Origin of the sequence: Cardinium endosymbiont of Dermatophagoides farinae, from assembly GCF_007559345.1 — a bacterium.
GTDB lineage: Bacteria > Bacteroidota > Bacteroidia > Cytophagales > Amoebophilaceae > Cardinium.
On the sequence record NZ_VMBH01000001.1, the window covers coordinates 759,283 to 775,494 of the forward strand.

13 protein-coding genes and 2 pseudogenes are annotated in these 16,212 nt (G+C 39.5%); 3 read left to right on the plus strand and 12 right to left on the minus strand.

Annotated elements, in window-relative coordinates:
* Positions 1-85 precede the first annotated feature (85 nt).
* Together FPG78_RS03495 and rfbC are read left to right on the plus strand one after the other, a co-directional pair.
* Complete coding sequence (locus FPG78_RS03495) at positions 86-958, plus strand: deoxyribonuclease IV (protein ID WP_144086634.1); 873 nt, start codon at positions 86-88, stop codon at positions 956-958.
* Positions 959-1,112: 154 nt separating this feature from the next.
* Positions 1,113-1,660 (plus strand): annotated as a pseudogene (gene rfbC / locus FPG78_RS03500) (dTDP-4-dehydrorhamnose 3,5-epimerase).
* Positions 1,661-1,685: 25 nt separating this feature from the next.
* Here rfbC and FPG78_RS03505 read toward each other — a convergent pair.
* The 12 genes and pseudogenes from FPG78_RS03505 to FPG78_RS03560 all read right to left on the minus strand — a co-directional run bounded on the left by FPG78_RS03505 (position 1,686) and on the right by FPG78_RS03560 (position 13,721).
* The gene (locus FPG78_RS03505) at positions 1,686-2,687 is read right to left on the minus strand and encodes a hypothetical protein (RefSeq protein ID WP_144086635.1); all 1,002 of its coding nucleotides are present in this window, start codon (positions 2,685-2,687) and stop codon (positions 1,686-1,688) included.
* Between the two features lie 306 nt (positions 2,688-2,993).
* The gene (locus tag FPG78_RS03510; RefSeq protein ID WP_144086636.1) at positions 2,994-3,608 is read right to left on the minus strand and encodes a DMT family transporter; all 615 of its coding nucleotides are present in this window, start codon (positions 3,606-3,608) and stop codon (positions 2,994-2,996) included.
* Positions 3,575-3,844, minus strand: coding sequence for a hypothetical protein (locus tag FPG78_RS03515; protein WP_144086637.1), 270 nt, complete (start codon positions 3,842-3,844; stop codon positions 3,575-3,577). Before FPG78_RS03515 ends, FPG78_RS03510 begins: the two co-directional genes overlap by 34 nt.
* Before the next feature lie 15 nt (positions 3,845-3,859).
* Positions 3,860-4,798 carry a thioredoxin-disulfide reductase gene (gene trxB / locus FPG78_RS03520; RefSeq protein ID WP_144086638.1) on the minus strand — a complete coding sequence of 313 codons (939 nt, stop codon included), beginning with the start codon at positions 4,796-4,798 and terminating at the stop codon, positions 3,860-3,862.
* A 201-nt stretch (positions 4,799-4,999) separates the two neighbouring features.
* Positions 5,000-5,389, minus strand: a complete 390-nt coding sequence (locus tag FPG78_RS08425; protein WP_144087063.1) for an ankyrin repeat domain-containing protein — start codon at positions 5,387-5,389, stop codon at positions 5,000-5,002.
* Positions 5,390-5,457: 68 nt separating this feature from the next.
* Positions 5,458-6,015 (minus strand): ankyrin repeat domain-containing protein, encoded by a 558-nt coding sequence (locus FPG78_RS03530; RefSeq protein WP_144086639.1) that lies wholly within the window; start codon positions 6,013-6,015, stop codon positions 5,458-5,460.
* Positions 6,016-6,328: 313 nt separating this feature from the next.
* A complete protein-coding gene (locus FPG78_RS03535) occupies positions 6,329-7,192 on the minus strand; it encodes a sigma-70 family RNA polymerase sigma factor (protein WP_144086640.1) in 864 nt (287 codons plus the stop codon).
* A 37-nt stretch (positions 7,193-7,229) separates the two neighbouring features.
* Positions 7,230-9,377 (minus strand): polyribonucleotide nucleotidyltransferase, encoded by a 2,148-nt coding sequence (gene pnp / locus FPG78_RS03540; RefSeq protein ID WP_144086641.1) that lies wholly within the window; start codon positions 9,375-9,377, stop codon positions 7,230-7,232.
* Between the two features lie 173 nt (positions 9,378-9,550).
* Entirely contained in the window at positions 9,551-9,871 is a 321-nt protein-coding gene (gene rpsO, locus FPG78_RS03545; protein WP_144086642.1) for a 30S ribosomal protein S15, read from the minus strand.
* Positions 9,872-10,035: 164 nt separating this feature from the next.
* A pseudogene (ffh, locus tag FPG78_RS03550) lies at positions 10,036-11,369 on the minus strand (signal recognition particle protein).
* A gap of 42 nt (positions 11,370-11,411) precedes the next feature.
* Positions 11,412-12,644, minus strand: a complete 1,233-nt coding sequence (locus FPG78_RS03555) for a M16 family metallopeptidase (protein WP_144086643.1) — start codon at positions 12,642-12,644, stop codon at positions 11,412-11,414.
* Positions 12,645-12,914: 270 nt separating this feature from the next.
* Complete coding sequence (locus tag FPG78_RS03560) at positions 12,915-13,721, minus strand: diaminopimelate epimerase (RefSeq protein WP_186292442.1); 807 nt, start codon at positions 13,719-13,721, stop codon at positions 12,915-12,917.
* Positions 13,722-14,132: 411 nt separating this feature from the next.
* Here FPG78_RS03560 and FPG78_RS03565 point away from each other — a divergent pair, with 411 nt between their 5' ends.
* On the plus strand, positions 14,133-16,193 hold the full coding sequence (locus FPG78_RS03565) for an HD domain-containing protein (RefSeq protein WP_144086645.1): 2,061 nt from the start codon (positions 14,133-14,135) through the stop codon (positions 16,191-16,193).
* The last annotated feature ends 19 nt before the right edge of the window (positions 16,194-16,212 follow it).

Consider the following 16,212-nt stretch of genomic DNA (forward strand, 5'->3'; position numbering starts at 1 on the left):
ATTTTTCCTACCATAAATAGTTTGGGTAGCTATAAATACTGTATCTTTATTTGTTATGCTTAGCTATCACAAAACTAAAACCTATATGGAGATACCGTCAGCAATAGATGCAAACAGGCCACTGATTGGTGCCCATACTTCTACGCAAGAGGGGCTGCACAATGCGTTACTCCATGGTGCAGCAATAGGTGCGACTACGATACAGCTTTTTACCAGCAATCAGCGCCAATGGCTAGGTAGGCCATTAAGCAAAGCAATATTAGACAAATGGTACGATACGCTAGAGGCTACTGCTATAAGACAGGTGATGAGCCATGCCAGTTATCTGATCAATCTTGGTTCTAACAAAGAGGCCTTATTAACCAAAAGTCGTGCTGCTTTTGTGGAAGAAGTAACCCGTTGTTTGGCTTTAAAAATTAGTTATTTAAACTTTCACCCAGGTGCTGCAACGGGTGACAGTATAGCCGCTTGTTTAGACCGAATTATAGCAAGCTTATCTGCGCTTGAGCCGCTTTTTCAACAAGAAACGACTCTACGTTTGCTGATGGAAACAACCGCAGGCCAAGGCTCTACAGTTGGCCATTCCTTTGAACAGTTGACCTATATTATCGAGCGGATCAAAGGGGTAGTTCCTATTGGGGTTTGTATAGATACCTGCCATATCTTTGCAGCAGGGTATGACATTCGTACGCTCGATGGATGGGAAGATACCTTAACCCAGTTTGAATCAATCGTGGGGCTAAACCATCTTTATGCGCTACATGTCAATGACTCTATGATGCCGTTTGGTTCAAGAAAAGACCGACATGCCAACCTAGGGGATGGGGCAATAGGAATGGCTTGTTTTAAGGCTATGATGCAACATCCCAAACTTCGGATGGTGCCTAAATATCTAGAAACGCCTAATGGTGCAGCCATGTGGACAAAAGAAATAGCACTATTGCAAAGTTTCTATTAAGCCCTTAAGTTGATGCTGATGGGACTGGAAAGCAGCTGTTAATAAAGGCATTTTTATTTTACTTTTTGCTTGTTTTGCCGGTAGTAGTGCGATACGGCTTTCTAATCGCAGCTTTTTCCAAGGGCGCGTTTTTACTCAATACTACGAATACGTTATGCAAGTAGCAGCACAATATATTTCAGGTCTTTTACTCTTTAAGCCTACTGTATACTACGACAGCAGGGGTTATTTTTTTGAAACGTACCATAAAGAAAAATATAAGGCAATAGGCTTAGATGTTTCTTTTATACAAGAAAACCAGTCTTTATCTAAAAAAGGAACGGTTCGTGGCTACACCATCAATTGGCGCCTTATGCACAATCCAAATTGGTTCGTGTGGTAGAGGGGGTGATATGGGATGTGGCAGTAGACTTGCGTCAGGGAATGGATAGCTTTGGCAGGTGGCAAGGTTTTTTGCTTTCTTCAGAGAATCGCCATCAGCTTTTTGTACCTAAGGGGTTTGCCCATGGCTTTATAGCTCTAAGTGATAAAGCCATCGTAGCCTATCAATGCGATGCCTACCATTACCCAGATGCAGAACGGGGCATCCATTTTCAAGATCCTACCTTAGCGATTCCTTGGGAAGATTATGGAAAGCCCCAAATTATTTCAGCAAGAGATGCAGCACTGCCGCTGTTGCAAGAGGCAGTTTATAACTTTTAGGCTTATTGCGTACTCTTATAGGATCTCAACGATAGTCATCGTCAGGAAGAGGCGGATATAAGTTTCCTTTATTATTATTTACTTCTGGATATCCATATTCTTGAACTAGATAGAGCGATGCTGGTTTATTAGAAGACGCATCTACTTTATTATTTTTTTTCTTTCTTATGTCCGAAATAATGCCCTCTATATGTTGGATCTTAAGATTTATCCGATTCATCTCTATAAAATTATCTTCTAGCTTCTGTATCTTGTGCATATTACATAATGCTGGATTCATACGTATGGCCTCTTTTTCCTCCTCTGACTTTGTTTTTTCGTCTTCGTATTTCTTTAGCTTGTCTTTATAATAACATATACGCTTTTTTTTCCAATTAAATCGCAGCTTTTCTTTTGTCTTATAGATTAGATTTAATCTCAATGTTGCGATTTTCAACTTAGTTGATGGATTTTCAAATATATCATTGATATCTTCGTTATCAAATTTATGGTTATTAAATTTGCGACAATTTTCGCACACATTAGACGAGGTGGTTGGAATATTATTCCTCGGGTCTAAATCGTATGGAGGAGGTGGATCAAGGTTAGGATTAGGCTCAAACGGAGGAGCGCTTGGCGGAACAGAATACCAACGACCATAGGGATTATCTTGGACAGTATTTGGATTCCTCAGTTGTGATTCTAGGTCTTTTTTTTCCTTTTTTACCGTTTCTTCTTCTTCCACTAATTCCTCTATCTTCTTTTTTACATCTTCTTCATCAATTTGACCTTCCTCATCATCTTCTCCTTTATCGTTATTTTTATCTTTACCAGCCGCATCTAAAGACTCCTTAGTAGGATCATCAGGATCAGTCTCTTTTGAAGTTACATTTTCTCCTGATATTACTGGAGGTGTTTGTTGTGTGTTTATATGTATCGATTTATTGACTGATCCTTTACACCAATCACAACCAGCTGCTATAGCACAGAACAGGGTAAAATATAAAATAGTATGTAGAATAGCTCTTTGGAATGAATTTTTTTGCATGATAATGACTTTATATAAAGTAATTATAAGAAAAATAAATAATATATACTGCCTTTTTTATTGACTTTTAAATAAAATGACCATTACCTATCCATAGCAACTTTTTACACAGGGCTTGGCTTTTTGGCTACTTTTTATCAAGTAAAAGCATATACAATAAACCTTTTGCAAAACCTATTTGTGATCAGCAGTTTTTAGGAGAAGCGCAGTTGAGCACCGCAGAATACTAAATGTATTTGAGGAGCATAGACAAGCTTCGACACCAAAATTGCCATTAGAAATAGGTTTTGCAGAAGGTCTAATGCTTTACCTTTCTTTCAGTCGATGTTGGTAATATACAATAAAGCAGGTAGAAGAAATAATAATTGCACCTCCTAAACAGGTGCTAACTGTTGGCCACTCTTGAAAAAAAAGATAGCCCAATAGGATAGAAAGCAGCCATTCGGTATACTTCATAGGTGCTAAGGAGGCAACATCTGATTGCTTCAAGGCTTTTAATAGGAAATAAAGAATAAGGTTGCTGCTAATGCCCAGTATGCTTGCAAAGGCTAGCTCAAATAGGGTAGGGGTTGCCCAATAGTAGCAGGCTGCTGGTAACATGCAACAGGAGGCGATCAAATTGGAGAAGAAAAGCATCGAAAGGATCGGTTCGGATGCAATATACTTTTTATTAATAATATCCAATGAGGCAAAAATAATGGTTGCGAGTATACAAGATAAGGCAGCACTGTTATACATAGTAGGGCGCAATATTAAAGCCATGCCTATACAAGTTAATAATGTAGCCATCCATATGGGCAGGGCAACTTTTTCTTTAAGAAAAATTCTTGCTAAGACCAGTACAAAAATAGGATTGGTAAACCCGATTACGGTTGCACTGCTCATGGTCATTTGGGTAAGGCTATAGGCATACAAACCCATGGCAATGGATAAAAACAGCCCCGAAATAGATGGAGCAGTGGGCGTTCTGTTTTAAAGGATCCTCTATGGTAGATAATAGGCACTAAAACCAAGCTACCAAAGGTAAAACGCAAGAAACAGATTTGGCAAGCGGTTAGCCCTGTGATTAAGTATTTGGTAAGCAAATCATTCAAGCAACTTGAAAGTATGCTGAGCAATAACCAAAACAAGGATTGTAGATAAGTGTTCCGACGCATCTGCTGAGGGCTTTATTAAAAATTTATAGGTGGCTGCTGCAGAAAACGTTCTGCTTCTAGTGCAGCCATACAACCTGTTCCAGCAGCGGTTACCGCTTGTCTATAATGGGGATCTTGGATATCTCCGGCTGCAAAGATACCAGGAATATTGGTTTGTGTAGTGCCTGGTTTGGTTTGAATATAACCTTGGCGGTCTACTGTAATATAAGGCAGAAATGGTAAGGTATTTGGCTGATGGCCTATTGCAACAAATAAACCAGTAGCTTCTATCATAGTAGTGGTCTGTGCTATTGCATCAATGGCTTCTACCGCTTCTACATGTTCTTGGCCTATAATATCGCGCACTTCTGTATGGAACCAAGTTTGAATATTGGTGTTTTTAAAAACACGTTCTTGCATGATTTTACTAGCACGCATTTGTCCTTTACGTACTAGGAGATGAACTTTTTTGCACAGGTTGGCCAAATATAGTGACTCCTCTGCAGCAGTATCGCCTCCACCGACTACGACAACTGTTTTACCCTTAAAAAAGAAGCCATCGCAAATGGCACAGGCAGAAACGCCTCTGCCATACAGCCTTTTTTCAGCAGGTAAACCAAGCCATTTTGCAGATGCACCAGCTGCAATAATAACAGATTGCGCAAGCAGGCTTTCACCACTATCAAGTATTAACCGGCGTGGATAGGTCGAAAAATCAACCTGAGTAATGGTACCCGTTTTGACGACCGTGCCAAACCGTTCTGCTTGGGCTTGGAAGTCTTCCATCATAGCAGGACCAGTTATGCCATTTCTATAGCCAGGGTAATTTTCTACCTCCCCTGTAATGGTTAGTTGACCACCTGGATTGGGGCCCTGATACAAAACCGGACACAGACCCGCTCGGGCAGCATAAATGGCAGCGGTATAACCAGCTGGACCTCCTCCAATAATGATAAGTGGTAGTATAGTAGACATAAGACCTATAAATGGATTTTTATCTTATTTTTTGCTTGGTAATAAGGATGGTTCCTAGCACTTTTCTTGCTTTATTCTATAGTTCATCAATTTGAATAATGGTTAAAAATTATGCTCGAATCAAATTACGCATTCTATTTTGTAGTTGTGCATAATAATTACAAAATGGCATCCTCGATATAAACCAGCAGTAATGCGCTATTAGTAATGACTCCTTAGCTGTTTTAGTGAAGGTTCAGTCGAAGCGCTTTCACGCCGACGCTTTTTACCTTTCTTAAATTCTTCTGCATTCATAAAGAAGTTGGCCATTTCTACATGCCCATTCTCTTGTGCTACATCTAAAGGAGTATACCCATCATGATTTTTTGCATTTACTTCAGCTTTTTCTTCTATTAAGAACCTGGCTATTTCTATATGTCCACCCCTTGCTGCTCTATGTAAAGGAGTATCCCCATCATGATTTTTTGCATTTACTTCAGCTTTTTTTTCTATTAAGAACCTGACTATTTCTATATGTCCACCCCTTGCTGCTCTATGTAAAGGGGTGATACCGAATTGATTTTTTACATTTATTTCAGCTCTTTTTTCTATTAAGAGCCATTGCTAGATGTCCATTACTTGATACTGTATCTAAAGGAGTGTTATTGTGTATATCACCTTTATTTACATAAACTCTTTTTTTCTATTAAGAATGTGGCAATCTCTAGATGTCCATTACTTGATGCTGCATATAAGGAGGTTTCGCCGCACCAATTTACTTTATCTACTTCAGCTTTTCTTTCTATTAAGAACCTGACCATTGCTAGATGTCCATTACTTGATGCTGCATATAAAGGAGTGTGATATTCATTATCAAGTTTGTTTAAGTCTTTGATGTGATAATCAATGAAACTGCGGATATATGATTTTACTAGGTCATCTGATTTTATTTCATCCATTAATAATTTGTAGTAATCTTGAAAATATCGGGAAAATTTATGTAAGTATAACCCATCATTGAAGTATAACTTATCATTTACATCTTCTGTTTTAGACTGCTTGAGCCGTTTTATATTTATAATCAGTGCATGAGCAGATACATGTTTTAACGGGCTTGGGTTGTAATTTTGTAAAATTTGATTATTTCTTTGTGAATTTTCATTATTTAGCGTATGTAACTTGCTACAACCTAAAGTAGTTAAAGTTAATAAAATATTTGCACGTATAAGGATTGACATACTGGATGACTTAATGATCTCTAATAAATTTATTTTTATGTAACTTATATTTGAAAAAGTTTAAAATTAGTTATAAGTTATAGCCATAACTACGCAAGCTTAATGCTTTTTAGCTTAGCAAGCAAAAACGCGCCTTGAAAAAAGTTACGATCAGAAAGTACAGCTTACAGATGAATAGAAAAACCGTTTCCTTTGAAGCCGCGCTTCGCGCGGCGCCTTCTGTTTTTCCATCTGTAGGCTGCACTTTCAGCAACTTTTTTCATCAGCGCTTGATTTTTTGTTACTTTTTTATCAAGAAAAAAGTAAAATAAAACTACCCTAGATAGCACTTCAATGTTTCGCTACTAACCGCTGCTTTTAGCTTTTTAATGCCTTTTTCTTTTACCTGGCGCACACGTTCTCGTGTGAGTCCAAAGCGGGCGCCTATTTCTTCTAGGGTTAATATTTCTGTATTGTTAAGGCCAAAATAATAGCAGAGTACATCACGTTCTCTAGGGGTAAGTACGGCCAATGAGCGTTGGATTTCTTTACACAAAGAGTCATTCATTAATTCGCTATCTGGCTTTTTTTCTACGTCGCTTTCTAGTACATCCAATAAGCTGTTTTCTTCACCTTGCAAGAAGGGAGCATCTACAGAGATATGACGTCCTGCAACCTTTAACGCACCCTGCACCTCTTCTGGATCGACCTCTAAAAATTGGGCCAACTCCTCAACAGTGGGTTCCCTTTCATATTTTTGCTCCAAACGGGAAAAGGTTCTAGAAATTTTACTAAGCGAGCTGATGCGATTCAATGGCAACCGTACAATTCTAGCCTGTTCAGCTAGGGCTTGTAGTATCGATTGTCTAATCCACCAAACGGCATAAGAGATAAACTTAAAGCCTCTTTTTTCATCGAACCGTTGGGCAGATTTAATGAGGCCAAGGTTGCCTTCATTAATCAAATCACTCAAAGATAATCCTTGATTTTGATATTGCTTGGCTACAGAAACCACAAAACGAAGATTGGCCTTGGTAAGCCTTTCAAAGGCAGCTCGATCGCCCATTCTAATTTTCTTCGAGAGTTCAACCTCTTCATCCGCACTGAGTAGTGGGACCCTGCCAATTTCCTGAAGGTATTTGTCTAAAGACTGACTTTCACGGTTTGTGATCTGTTTGCTTATCTTTAGTTGTCTCATAGTTTGCTACGTTAAATAAATGTAAAAAATATCTCCTTTACCCCCCAGCTGCTACCGCATCAGGGGATAGCAATACTTTACGCGATAACCTATATTTACCTGTTTTAGGATCTACGCCAATAAGTTTTACTTGTAATTCTTCTCCAACTTCTAATACGTCTTCTAAATCTTCAATGCGTTCCAAGCGGACCTCTGAAACATGCAAAAAGCCATCTTTACCAGGCATAAACTCTACAAATGCACCATAGTTTAAGACAGACTTCACTTTTCCTATATATACTTCACCAATCGATGGCTTAGCGGTAATTGTTTTTATTCTATGAGCGGCTTTTTGTAACATCTCCTGATTACCAGCAAATATGGTAACAATACCCTTATGGCCTTGCTCCACGATATCTATACTGGTAGTGGTCTCTTTTTGAATTTCTTGTATGACCTTTCCGCCTGGTCCAATAATGGCGCCAATCATCTCTTTTTCTACTTCTATAGTGACAATTTTAGGGGCATGTGGCTTGCCACTTGAACGAGGAACAGCTATGGTTGTTTCCATTTTTTGAAGGATATGAAGCCTTCCTGCTTTGGCTTGGTGCAATGCTTGTTCAAGCATTGCATAGGAAATACCAGCCACTTTCATATCCATTTGGCATGCTGTAATGCCTTGATGGGTGCCTGTTACCTTAAAGTCCATATCACCAATCTGATCTTCATCTCCTAAGATATCAGATAAAACAGCAAATCGGCCTGTAGTGGGATCTGTCACCATGCCCATGGCAATACCTGAAACGGCTGCTTTAATAGGGATGCCTGCATCCATTAGGGCTAAGGAACCGGCACAAACGGTAGCCATAGAAGAAGACCCATTGGATTCAAGAATATCAGATACGACGCGTATGGTATACAAATTTTCTTTATCAGGTGGAAGAACGGCTTTTAAGGCCCGCATGGCTAAGTTTCCATGGCCTATTTCCCGACGAGAAGGTCCTCTATTGGGTTTCACTTCTCCAGTAGAAAAACCAGGGAAATTATAATGGAGCATAAAACGGTTGTAACCATCTTCCATAGCTCTATCAATGATTTGCTCATCGAATTTGCTCCCAAGCGTAACAGTAGTCAGCGATTGGGTTTCACCTCGTGTAAAGAGTGCAGAGCCATGCGCAGATGGCAGGTAGTCAATTTCAGATTCAATAGGTCTAATTTGGTCTAATAGGCGACCATCTAAACGAATGTTTTCATTTAATATCAGCGCGCGAATGGCTTGGTTTTGCAGTTCAGTCACAAACGCCTTTTGCTGCGCAATAGGTACTTCCTGACCATTTTGGTCTTTAGCAAGCTGTTCACTGTAACGATGCGCTACAGCCATAAAAGCTTCCTTGCGTAAAGCCTTAGAAGGTATATGTTGCTTAGCAACCGCATATATATCGGCATAAATGGCCTCACGTAATGCTGTTGGATAGGCTAATGTGCCATGGCCATCTTCAGCCTTGTCTATGCTTTTTTCGACACCAACGCTATCCATAAGTTCTCGTTGGACTTGACAATGTAGCTTAATGGCATCATGGGCATAACGAATGGCCGCTAACATATCTGCTTCTTGTACTTCACTCATCTCACCCTCTATCATTAGTATATGATCATCGCTAGCAGCTACCATAAGATTCATATCGGCTTTTTCAAGTAGATTAGAAGGCGGGTTGATTAAAAAAGCACCATCTACACGCGCTACACGCACCTCAGAAATAGGCCCATGGAATGGAATAGAAGAGACCGATAAAGCCGAAGAAGCGGCTAAGGCCGCCAGTGCATCTGGCAAAATGGTCTCATCAGCAGATATCAATGATATATTTATTTGAATTTCATTATTAAATCCCTTCGGAAATAGCGGGCGAATGGCACGATCAACCAATCTAGCAATAAGAATTTCATGGTCCCCTAGTCTACCTTCCCGCTTTAAAAAGCCACCAGGTATTTTACCAGAGGCTGCAAATTTTTCTTGGTAATCTACAGAAAGGGGCAAAAAACCGCTTTCTTCTGCAGCTGCCTTAGAGACTACGGCAGCCAAAAGCATTGTGTTACCCATCCGGACCAAAACAGAACCATCAGCTTGAGTGGCCAATTTACCCGTTTCTATGGTAATGACCCGATTATCGGGCAGTTGTATTGTTTTTGAAATGAGTTTTCTAAGCATATAGGTATGATGGAATGATGATATACAATGGGATCAAGTTCATTAGAGCGTAGGAAATAACATAATACAGTAAGACCTTTCCCATACAATTTTAATGCAGTATATATGCCATAATTAGATATAGGAAAAGTTTTGAAAATAACCAAATGCTATGAAATGGCAAAGGTGATGCACTACTTTCTTAAACCAAGGTTGGTAATGATATCTCTATAGCGACTTAGGTCTACTTTTTTAAGATAGGCCAATAACCTTTTGCGCCTACCCACTAACTTCAAAAGACCTAATTTTGCAGCATGGTCTTTCTTTTTAACATTTAAATGCGCTGTTAAATGTTTAATTCTGTATGTAAATAGTGCAATTTGTGATTCAGAGGAACCACTGTCTTGTTCAGACTTTTTAAATCCGAAATTCTTAAAAAGATCTCCTTTTTCTGAGCTGTTGAATGCAAAAGTTTGCGCTTCTTTATTTTCTTTATTTTGATTGGTTAACTTCATAGTCTTTATTACAGTAAATTTAAACCTGCCCTTAGCAAATTTAACCATAAAATCACCCATTAGCAAATTTAAGGTGTTTATCATCTGGCTACACAGGCTATAACGGGCAAAAAATAGGATACAATGGCTTATATACCTTTTAGCAATAGGTTTTGAAGAAGGTCTTATCTTGTTTTTTTAAGGAGGCCTGATATATTATTGAATAGGCTAAACCTGTCTTTATGGACTTTTTTCATCATTTTATAGATCATATCAAACTGCTTCAGCAAATGATTCACCGCTTTGGTAGTTGTTCCGCTGCCACGTGCAATGCGTTCACGACGGCTTCGATCAATGATATGGGGATTTTTCCGTTCTTTAGGCGTCATGGAGGCTATGATTACCTCACAGCTTTTAAACATATCGTCATCTAAGGGGAGATCTTCCACTACTTTTCCTAGGCCGGGTAGCATGCTGGCCATTTCTCTTAGGCTGCCCATTTTTTTAATTTGCTCGATTTGTTTAGCCAAATCTTCTAAATTAAACTGGTTGGTTTTTATTTTTTGCTGTAGGCTACGCTGCTGTTCTGCATTATATACTTCTTCTGCGCGTTCTACAAAGGAGATCACATCCCCCATGCCGAGAATACGGCTTGCCATACGGTCTGGATGAAAAAGATCTAGGTCTTGCATCTTTTCACCTGTACTGATCAACTTAATAGGTTTATGTACCACGCTACGGATAGAAAGTGCTGCGCCTCCACGGGCATCTCCATCTAGTTTGGTCAGAACTACGCCATCAAAGTCAAGCTGTTCATTAAAAGCTTGTGCAGTGGCAACCGCATCTTGGCCTGCCATGGCATCGACTACAAAAAGTGTTTCAGAGGGTTTTACGCTTTCTTTAAGCATACGAATCTCCTGCATCATCACTTCATCAATGGCCAAACGACCTGCGGTATCTATAATCACCAGATCCATGGCTTTATTTTTAGCCTCTTGAATAGCATGCCGCGCAATGGTATGCGGATTTTTTTCTTCTGGTTCTGTATAAACCGCTATATCGAGCTGCTCACCTAACCTTTTAAGTTGATCAGCTGCTGCGGGTCTATAGACATCACAAGCTACTAAGAGGGTGTTTTATTTTTCTTTTTGTAGTAATAAGCCAACTTGCCTGTTAAGGTTGTCTTTCCAGCACCTTGTAGTCCGGCTACCAATATAATGGCTGGATTGCCCGCAAGCCGAACTTCTGTATGGATGCCACCCATTAAATCGGTTAAGGCATCTTGGACCAGCTTGATAAAAAGCTGACCCGGTGAAACAGATGTAAGCACATTGGTGCCAATGGCTTTTTGTTTAATAGCATCTGTGACTTGCTTGGCTACTTTGTAGTGCACATCTGCCTGAACCAGGCTTCTACGAATTTCTTTTATGGTAGAAGCAATGTTTATTTCTGTAATACGACCTTGCCCTTTTAAAGACTTTATGGCCTTTTCTAAGTTTTTACTAAGACTCTGAAACATAGTATATGCAGTTTTTTTCCTTGGTTGATGAGATAGACTTCTTTACGAAATGATCTGGTAGTGAAGCGTACTACAATTCTGCTCTTGTAAAATCATTTCAGCGACGGTTTGAACCGCTTCTAAGTCAACTTGCCTAATATACTCAATTTTCTTGTTTACTAAGTTGGTATCACCTTCTAAAGTGGCTACTGCTAATTCTTGTGCACGATGGACTAGATTGACTTGCCCAAAGACCAGTTGTGTTTCCATCTGATTTTTTACTTTTTCTAATGCAATAGGGGTGATGGCCTTGACTTGATCCAGTACTGCTACCAAACCATTTTCTGCTGCTTCGAATGGAGTTTTTTCAGCTAAACTGCCACTAATAACCAATAGGCCAGGGTCGAATGATTCTGTAGTATAGCCATCTATTCTGGTATATAGAGCTTGTTTTTCTACGAGGTTTGCATATAGCAAAGCAGATTTCCCTTCGCTCAGTAGGTTGCACAATACTTCTGCTGCATAGTAACCAGGCATGCCTCTTCCTGGCATATGGTAGGCTTTATACAGCATAGGAAAGGGCACATCACCGTGCACTACTTTTCGCCTGGGTAACACTTGCGCTGGTTCTTGCGGCAAGGCTCTATGGTACGGGAGGCCAGCTGGAATGGGTTCAAACCATTTTTTACATAATGCGGCTACTTGTGGCTGGGTCACCTTGCCCGCGACTACTAAAATAGCATGGTTGGGTCTGTAGAATTTGTAAAAAAAGGCTTTTACATCATCCATAGTAGCACTTTCTATGTGGCTTACGGATTGGCCAATAGTGGGCCATCTGTAGGGATGTGTCGTATAGGCCATATTGGTCAAATGGTGCCATGCATCTCCATAGGGTTGATTGAGATAGTGTTCTTTAAACTCCTCTATTACTACCTTTCGCTGTACTTCAAGTGACTTTTCGTTAAATGCGAGCCCAAGCATCCGGTCTGACTCAAGCCAAAAAGCGGTCTCTAAGTTAACAGCAGGTAGGGAACAATAATAATTGGCTAGGTCTGTAGTTGTATAGGCGTTGTTGCTACCGCCTACTTGTTGTAAGGGGGTATCGTAAGCAGGAATGTTACACGATCCACCAAACATTAAGTGTTCAAATAAGTGGGCAAAACCTGTTTGTAAGGGATGCTCATCCCGAGCACCTACATCATACATTACATTCATGACCGCAATATGGCTGGTTGGATCTTCATGCACAATAACTTGTAGGCCATTGGATAAAGTAAATTTTTCGAAATGAATCATTTTATATATAGGATCAAATAAAAACGAATTGCTACAATAGCAGGTTGCATTCGGTATTAGACTGCTTTCGCACGTGATTTGTGATGCGTAATGTTTAGGAGAAGCTCCTAGCAATCAAGTTTCGAAAGCGGTCTAATAGGTGGCAGCGTAGCTAAGACCTTCTGGAAAACCTATTTCTAATGGCAATTTTGGTGTCGAAGCTTGTCTATGCTCCTCAAATACATTTAGTATTCTGCGGTGCTCGATTGCGCTTCTCCTAAAAACTGCTGATCACAAATAGGTTTTGCAGAAGGTCTCTAGATTAACCATTCCATGAAAAGATTGATAGACAGGTCCAACTAAATGAATATCGACAAAGCCACCATCAGGTAGTCGGGTAAAGGCTACTTGCAACGTACCACCTTTGGTCACTGCGGTTATAGGACTGTTCAGGCCATAGTAGGCACTGGATACCAGTGCGCTAGCAGCTACTCCTGTGCCACAAGACAATGGTTCTGATGCCAATCCACATTCACATGTACGGACTAAAATCGTATTTTCTTCGGCCAATTGCAAAAAATTGAGATTTACCCCCTCTTTTTCGAATGGGTGCATATTTCTTCTGGGAAAACCAACTGATTCCATATCAATTGCCTCAATGGCATCTACCATCTCTACATAATGGCGTGTGCCATTATCGAGAAAATAACCTTTACCTAGCGGTTGAATGGCGGCTACATCTTGTAGGGTTAGTCCAATAAAGCCACCACGTATATAGCCTGTATGCAGGCCATCTATAGCCATAAAATTGGCTTTTTGATCTATAATGGCCAACTGTTGTGCGTAGTGAAGCGCTGACCGACTGCCATTGCCACAGAGTCCGCCACCTTTGCTGCCATCTGCGTTATAGTGCAATAAGGCAAAGTCACAACCGCTCTTTTTTTCAATGGTAATGATCCCATCTGCCCCAATTCCAAATTGTCGGTGGCAAAGCTGCTTGGTTACAATAGGGTCATAGGTATAATGCTGCTCCTGAAAATTACTAATGATAATAAAATCATTTCCGGCAGCTTGGTACTTGGCAAATTGAACTTGCATAGAGACCATTTAAATAGGTTAAAACTGGTATACAAAAAGGCTACATTTTCAAAAATAGCCTTTATAGCATTTATCCCCAATAAACTGATATAAATTATTTATACCCGGAATGGCCGTTAAAGGATACAAACCCACATAGTATGTGTGCAATAAGACAGGTTAATATACAAATAACTTTTTAAAAGTGCAGCACAAAAGTATCTGAAATACTAATAAATTTATCATTATTTTTATCCTTTCTTATACAAGCAGTAGACCAGATGCAACATAGCCATTTTATTGCAATGTACCCTTTACGAGATGGCTATATTGGTACAAATCAACCATAGTCTTTGACTCTATAGCAAAAAATGCTTATTATGGTCTCCCATTGCTGGGGTTACTTTATGGTTTTTATATTACATAGGTTATATGTTATCATTCCACGCTTTGCTTTTTATCCTTATTGTAATCTTCTTTTTTTTGCTGAGGTCTTCTTATGCAAAAGAAAAGCTAACCGAGCTTAAACCAAGTAATGCGATAATAGGCTGTACGGGTTGTTATGCCATTATCACTACTACTGCTGTATTAAGTTATATAGGCAAAGACTTTATTTATTGGTATACGCTTCAATTTGCTGCAGGTTTTTGGCTGATAGGCTATGCGATTGTATCGAAAAAAGAAGTCCCATCTTGGGAAATTACCAGGCTCTGGCTAATAGGTGCACTATTTTGTCTTCCCATCAATTTGCTTTGGCACTGGTGGCGTGTAACCGATTATCCATTTTTATTAAAACTATCTCTGGCACATTTAGCTGTAATATTAGCTTTATTCCCTTTGTCTTTAGGGGTTATTACGCTGGCAGCTATGTTGCTGGCCATCACCTATGTCTTTTGTTCTTTGGGTAGTTTGATAGAATTAACCGATGATATCATATCCTTATTTGGATTTAGTGTATTGATCTTCATCATGATTATTTACATTAAAATCCAAATAGCTGACTATAGAGCACACAACCGTTACTTAAAAAACAAAGCAAAACGGAAACAAGAACGGCACTATAAGGTAAAACTAAAACAAACGGCTCATAGTTTGCACATCCATGCTACGGAAGGTTATTCAGAAAGGGAGACCATTTTCTTACAGAAAATAGTGGAAGAGGTAATGGAGTCTTCTTTATTTTTAGAAGATGATTACCTGTATAAAGAAGATTTCGGCACTATTGTAAGTAAGTTCACTCCATGGTCTATTTTTTTGAAGCAACATGCTAAATCTAAAGTGCATTTGCCGTTGCTGCCAACTGAAATTGGGTTAGATGAACTGGTTCAACAATTAGAAATTGCTTTAAATGATTCGGTTAAGTCTGCTCCAAAGCTGGTTATAACACAAAAAAATGTTGATTTGGCCATTAAAATTGTATGTGACGTAGGTCAAATCATCGATTTATTAACATCTATTATTTTGCGTGCTGCGCACTTAGATCAAGCTGAATCTATACGCATTCAACTCCATACCACTCGGTTAAAGTATTATAAATATGGCCCCATTAAAAAACAACGGCCTCCGGAAATAAACTTTCCAGCTATCGCTTTAGTAATAGGTAATGCAGATGCGCCTTTGGATACGTTGCCTTCCATTCGTACGCATTATGAGGATATTACAGAGGGAATAGAAGTTGTAGGCGCACTGAACCAGGCCATTTCAGAAAGAGTCAATGTCCAGAAGCAGCCGATAGAAAGGATGATTCGTGCCCACTATGGTTACCTGCAATTTCCCTCTTCCAAACAAAAAGCCACCTTATTGGTATTGCCTTGTAACGTAACCACCATTCGTGATGAGATGATCCATAATATTATTCCTTCAAATAGTTTTGTTACCAAAAGTGAAATGGATGCTTCGATGACAGTGTTCATGAAATTTAACGATTATGTTTGCAAAATGTGTGACATCCGTATCGGCGTGATGGATGAAATATTTCTGTTGCTGAGGCGTTGTTATGCTTTTAGGCGACATGCATCAGGAGAATTGTTCTATGTTCGTGCAGTAGGCATTGCGCGATTGGTAGTAGATTGGGTAGCGTACGCTCCTGAGCCAATCTATGCTGCTTTACTCTATGATTTAATTGTCTATACCGACTTACCACTTTCATATATTAAAGCCAATTATAGCTTAGATATTTTTTGTTTTGTACAGTCGATTGTATCGATAGAAGAGCGCCAGGATATAGAGCCATCTGGCCTCTATGTTGATGACCAACGCAACAAGGTGGTTAACCGAGATCAACTCTTTGTGCTTTGTATTAAATTAGCCGAACGGCTCTATGACTTACGTCATGCCTATGGTTATGCCCATAAAATACAGGTAATAGATATGGCTAAAGAGACCCTTACAGTAGATATTTGCTTGGCCAAAAAATATTTGGATGGCGATATAGTAGAGGCACTCGAAGCCGCAGCGCAAGAGGTGCTGCAAGTCTGCCTTGAAAAGGGATAAGGAATTGATATCTTACTTT

Excerpts from the sequence above, each read along its gene's own strand:
- FPG78_RS03495 (WP_144086634.1), top strand. The coding sequence starts at position 86 with ATGGAGATACCGTCAGCAATAGATGCAAACAGGCCACTGATTGGTGCC.
- FPG78_RS03505 (WP_144086635.1), bottom strand. The coding sequence starts at position 2,687 with ATGCAAAAAAATTCATTCCAAAGAGCTATTCTACATACTATTTTATAT.
- FPG78_RS03510 (WP_144086636.1), bottom strand. The coding sequence starts at position 3,608 with ATGGGTTTGTATGCCTATAGCCTTACCCAAATGACCATGAGCAGTGCA.
- FPG78_RS03515 (WP_144086637.1), bottom strand. The coding sequence starts at position 3,844 with ATGCGTCGGAACACTTATCTACAATCCTTGTTTTGGTTATTGCTCAGC.
- trxB (WP_144086638.1), bottom strand. The coding sequence starts at position 4,798 with ATGTCTACTATACTACCACTTATCATTATTGGAGGAGGTCCAGCTGGT.
- FPG78_RS03530 (WP_144086639.1), bottom strand. The coding sequence starts at position 6,015 with ATGTCAATCCTTATACGTGCAAATATTTTATTAACTTTAACTACTTTA.
- FPG78_RS03535 (WP_144086640.1), bottom strand. The coding sequence starts at position 7,192 with ATGAGACAACTAAAGATAAGCAAACAGATCACAAACCGTGAAAGTCAG.
- pnp (WP_144086641.1), bottom strand. The coding sequence starts at position 9,377 with ATGCTTAGAAAACTCATTTCAAAAACAATACAACTGCCCGATAATCGG.
- rpsO (WP_144086642.1), bottom strand. The coding sequence starts at position 9,871 with ATGAAGTTAACCAATCAAAATAAAGAAAATAAAGAAGCGCAAACTTTT.
- FPG78_RS03555 (WP_144086643.1), bottom strand. The coding sequence starts at position 12,644 with ATGATTCATTTCGAAAAATTTACTTTATCCAATGGCCTACAAGTTATT.
- FPG78_RS03560 (WP_186292442.1), bottom strand. The coding sequence starts at position 13,721 with ATGCAAGTTCAATTTGCCAAGTACCAAGCTGCCGGAAATGATTTTATT.
- FPG78_RS03565 (WP_144086645.1), top strand. The coding sequence starts at position 14,133 with ATGTTATCATTCCACGCTTTGCTTTTTATCCTTATTGTAATCTTCTTT.